Source organism: Francisella sp. 19S2-4 (genome assembly GCF_036281795.1).
Taxonomy (GTDB): domain Bacteria; phylum Pseudomonadota; class Gammaproteobacteria; order Francisellales; family Francisellaceae; genus Francisella.
The window spans coordinates 1-4,487 of sequence record NZ_JAWUZH010000076.1; the positions used below are offsets into that span (position 1 = coordinate 1).

A 4,487-nucleotide genomic window follows, 5' to 3' on the forward strand; every position below is an offset into this window, starting at 1 on the left:
GGCTAAGTTTTTACTAAAAATAGCAAAAATATTCCTATTCATAGAAATTGAAAGATTTATTCAACAGTCTTTAATAAACTTTCTCTGTCATTCTTTGAAAGTTGCTCTTGATTTATTTCTTCTGAAGAGGAGCTATCAGCTGCTAATAAACAATTTGGGATTATGAAAATTACTAGAAGTATTAGAACAAATCTCACAATAGTAGTTCATATCGCTAACAATCGTTATAAATTACTTCAAACAAGATGTATTCTAAATATTAAATTTTGATAAAACTTATCAAATTTTAATAGCTAAAAACTACATTTTCTTTATATATTCAGCAGCATTCTCATCTAATGAAATAACACCCGTATTTGCATCATAATTGATAAGCTCTGCATAACGAGCCCAGTCAATAAAGGTATCAAAAACTCTTTCTGCGATATCTACTGGATAATAATCATCAAGCTCTGCTAAAAATCTACTTCTAGGCGCGGATTGACTTTCTCTTTCATTCAAAACTTTAACAACATGGCTAGCAAGAGGAATATACTTTAAGAATAATCTCCCAAAAATAAACTTTCTATCATCAATATTTGAATCAATAAATTTACGTCCCATTGCAGTCATTTTAATATCACCATCTGAAACTTCTGCAAAACGTAAAATAGAAAGAATTTCAATAATCGGAAATAAATCATTAATATCTAGATGTAATTCATCAGCAAGCTGAGGTAAGTCAACAGCATCAACATTTTTAATTTCTGCCATCTCATCTAAGAGACCATTCATTTCAGAAATATCAACATCTGGCAATCTATAACCAATTGTCATAGCTGTTTTCTTATTCATACGTTCTGAAAGTTCTTTTGTTTGAGCAGTTGTCATCATACGATAAACTTGATCTACAAGATTCGCAACAACCGGATCTTGAGAACTTCTTGGATGAGGAATGTTTATTTTCAGCTCCCCACGAATAAAGCCAGGGTTACTCCCAAATATTATTATTCTATCTGCAGTTAAAACAGCTTCTTCAATGCTATGAGTAACATATAAGATTCCCTTCATCGCGTCATTATTTTCCCACAAATCAAGTAAATCTTCTCTTAAGTTCTCAGCCGTAAGAATATCAAGAGCAGAAAATGGTTCATCCATAAGTAAAACATCTGGTTCAAGAACTAAAGCTCTTGCAAAACCAACACGTTGCTTCATCCCTCCAGATAACTCTTTAGGATATGCATTTTCAAAACCATCAAGACCAACCATATCAATAGCTTTTAATGCTCTTTCTCTACGTTCTTTAAGATTTATTTTACGCGCCTCAAGACCTAGCTCAACATTCTGTAATACAGTCAGCCACGGCATAAGAGCAAAACTTTGGAAAACCATCGAAATATCAGGTACTGGAGCAGAAACCCTTTTACCTCTATATAGTACATCTCCATTCGTTGGGCTTAATAAGCCCGCTATTATTCTTAATAAAGTTGATTTACCAGAACCTGATTTTCCTAGTAATGCAACTATTTCACGTTCATGAAGAGTAAAGTTTATATTATCTAATACTTTAAGAGAGTGTCCTCCTTTAATATTAAAATCTTTACTAACATTTTCTACTGTAAATATTTTTTTACTCATTTTTAAAACTCCCCTATGCTTTACATATTCATACTAAAACGATTTTCTGCATAGTTATATAATCTGCGCCAAAATAACTTATTTGATGCTACAACTAAAATACACATTACAATTACACCTAAAAGAACATTTGCCGTATGATCACCAGGCATGTTGGTATACTTTGTAATATAATCTCCCAGGCCCGAAGCTTGAATCACAGAATCCTTACCCCAGTTTATATATTCACTGATAATACTAGCATTCCAAGATCCCCCAGCAGCTGTAATTGCCCCAGTAACATAATATGGCATAACAGCTGGTATTAGAAATTTCTTAAGCTTTGCTATTCCTTTAAGCTGCATATTTGTAGCAGCAAACTTTAACTCTTCTGGTATAGCTGATGCTCCTGCAATAACATTGAATAGAATATACCACTGTGTTCCAAGTGCCATTAGTAAAATACACCAAATATCAAAATGTAAATTAAACATCACAACTAATGTACCAAATACCCCATATAAAACGTTTACTGGGAAAGCTGCTGCCATTTGGGCATAAGGCTGAACTTTTTGAGCTATCTTTGGTCTTAAGCCAATCCAAATACCTATAGGAACCCATATTAAAGATGTAATAAGTATAAGAACAGCAACTCTAGCGCCTGTAAATAAACCATACATAAAAACTTTAAGAGTTTCTTCTATACCTATATTAGGGTTCTTTGCATAAATAGTCTCATACATTGAATACAGTAGAAGCAGAACAACAACAGTAATAATTATGTTCCATAAAATTCTTTTAAACGCACTCTCTGTTTTCTCAGCCTTACGATGGGTTTTTCGATCATATGCCTTATCAAGATCTTTTTTAAATACTTTAATATTGACTACTTTATTAGAAACTTTAGCCAAAACCGATGTAATAACTTTAACAGCTATAGATTTTTGTAAAATATTCAAGAACCATGACTTACTATGAGCTTCCGAAGGATTGTCACCTATTACAAACTTCTCAGACCATGCAACCAATGGTCTAAATAAAAGTTGATCATAAAGCACTATTGTTATTAACATCGTAAATATAGCTGCTCCAACTGCTCCAAAACTTTGTGCATTATTAGCAGCATCAATAAATGATCCAATACCTGATAGATTTATAGGTATTGATTGAGAAGCACTAAAATTAACTATTATAGTTTCAGAGGCTACTATCATAAACCAACTAGCCGACATTGACATCATAGTGTTCCAGACTAAACCAGGCATTGAAAACGGTACTTCAACTTTCCAGAATTTTTGCCATGGAGAAAGCTGATACATTTCTGCTGCTTCATTTAATTCTTTAGGAACAGTTTTTAAAGATTGATAAAAACTAAGTATCATATTCCAAGCTTGAGCAGTGATAATCCCAAAGATTACAGCCGCCTGAGCCCCCCATAAAGAAGTTGGAAATAATGCTAAAAATCCTGTTACTGTTATAGCAAAAAATCCTAATACTGGTATTGACTGTAAGATATCAACAACAGGTATAATTAGACTTTCCGCTCTTTTACTTTTTGCTGCCCATGTACCAAATATAAATGTAATTAATAAAGAAATTCCTAAACCAATAAACATTCTAATAGTTGTTTCTGCCGTATAATAAGGCAACAACCATAAGTTTAGTGAGATTTCTGAATATTTTTCAACACTTGCTTGATTAGTATAGTCAACTGCGCCCCCTAAGTTAGAGGTTGACCACACAAAGATACATAGGATTAAAAGTATTATTGATAAAGCTAAAATATCCCATTTTGAACGAGACACTTTTGCTGACATATTTGCATTATATAACCTTTTCATATGTCAAAACCTTTTGTTTTTTGCATAACGCCTTAAGTATAAGTGATTTATATTTGTTTTTGTATTATTAATTTATCTATATTTTTGTTAAAATTTACACACCTATAAGACTTGTAACATCTAAAAAATGAAAAAAGAACAAAGAATTATTAAAGTCCATCCTGGTGAGAGAGTATGTTGCCCAACAAAATATCATGAAAATTGGAACTTACACCCAAGAGTGTATATAGACCTCAAAGATAAGAAGACAAATACTTGTCCATATTGTGGTACAACATTTAAAGTTGAGAAATAAATTTTTCCTATACGCTACTAGTAAGGACTTCTAATAGTACTAATATCCTCATTTAATCTTCTAGTCAAATATCACTTTTTTATTTTAATACCTAAAATGTACTAACTTATATATTTATAAAATTATTTAGGCTGTTCATTTAAAGATTTAATAAAGTAAGTTTTCTCTCCTTTATATTCACTCTTATAAAGATCAATTCTTTCACCAACTAAATAATCTCGATCAGGGAACTGTTCAAATGTTACAGGATTTGTTTTACCATCTTGTAAAACCTCATACTTATATTTACCTATAATATCATCTTTATTTGAAACATAAATATAGCCTCCACCAGCTCCAACTAAAGCTCCTGTTCCTGCTCCTATTAAAGCTCCTGTTCCTGCTCCGACAGCTGCTCCTGAACCAGCTCCCATGCCTGCTCCTGCTAAAACATCTTTTTTAGTTTCATCTTTTTTCATTTGTTCTTTGCTTATCAACTGTTGTTCAGACTTAATAACTCCAGGCCCAAGTTTAGTAATCTCAGGATTACTCGAACAAGACATCAATAATAATGATAGAGCGATTGGTGAGTATTTTTTCATAATTTTTCCCCTGTTAGTTTACTTTATTACTCGCTTTTACTTCAGTTTTAATTCTTAAATTATAAGCTATAAACTATTATTTTATTTGCGCAAAAATATTAAAAAGACTGTTGAATTAATATCCCAAATTGTTAGATATATTTTGTAAAATACAGATGTTACAGATATTAGTAT

Annotated in this window: 4 protein-coding genes; 1 reads left to right on the forward strand and 3 read right to left on the reverse strand. The window is 31.8% G+C overall.

All coding sequences use genetic code 11. The features are described 5' to 3' along the window. Positions 1 to 300: 300 nt before the first annotated feature. Together R8535_RS10620 and R8535_RS10625 are read right to left on the reverse strand one after the other, a co-directional pair. Positions 301 to 1,617 carry an ABC transporter ATP-binding protein gene (locus tag R8535_RS10620; protein WP_329499098.1) on the reverse strand — a complete coding sequence of 439 codons (1,317 nt, stop codon included), beginning with the start codon at positions 1,615 to 1,617 and terminating at the stop codon, positions 301 to 303. 20 nt (positions 1,618 to 1,637) lie between these two features. After that, the gene (locus tag R8535_RS10625; protein ID WP_329499096.1) at positions 1,638 to 3,437 is read right to left on the reverse strand and encodes an ABC transporter permease; all 1,800 of its coding nucleotides are present in this window, start codon (positions 3,435 to 3,437) and stop codon (positions 1,638 to 1,640) included. 127 nt (positions 3,438 to 3,564) lie between these two features. Here R8535_RS10625 and R8535_RS10630 point away from each other — a divergent pair, with 127 nt between their 5' ends. Beyond that, positions 3,565 to 3,732: a zinc-finger domain-containing protein gene (locus R8535_RS10630; RefSeq protein WP_329499094.1), complete on the forward strand. Its 168-nt coding sequence runs from the start codon at positions 3,565 to 3,567 to the stop codon at positions 3,730 to 3,732. A 122-nt stretch (positions 3,733 to 3,854) separates the two neighbouring features. Here the strand turns inward: R8535_RS10630 and R8535_RS10635 are convergent, their stop codons facing one another. Continuing rightward, positions 3,855 to 4,313 carry a hypothetical protein gene (locus R8535_RS10635; RefSeq protein ID WP_329499092.1) on the reverse strand — a complete coding sequence of 153 codons (459 nt, stop codon included), beginning with the start codon at positions 4,311 to 4,313 and terminating at the stop codon, positions 3,855 to 3,857. Positions 4,314 to 4,487: the final 174 nt, after the last annotated feature.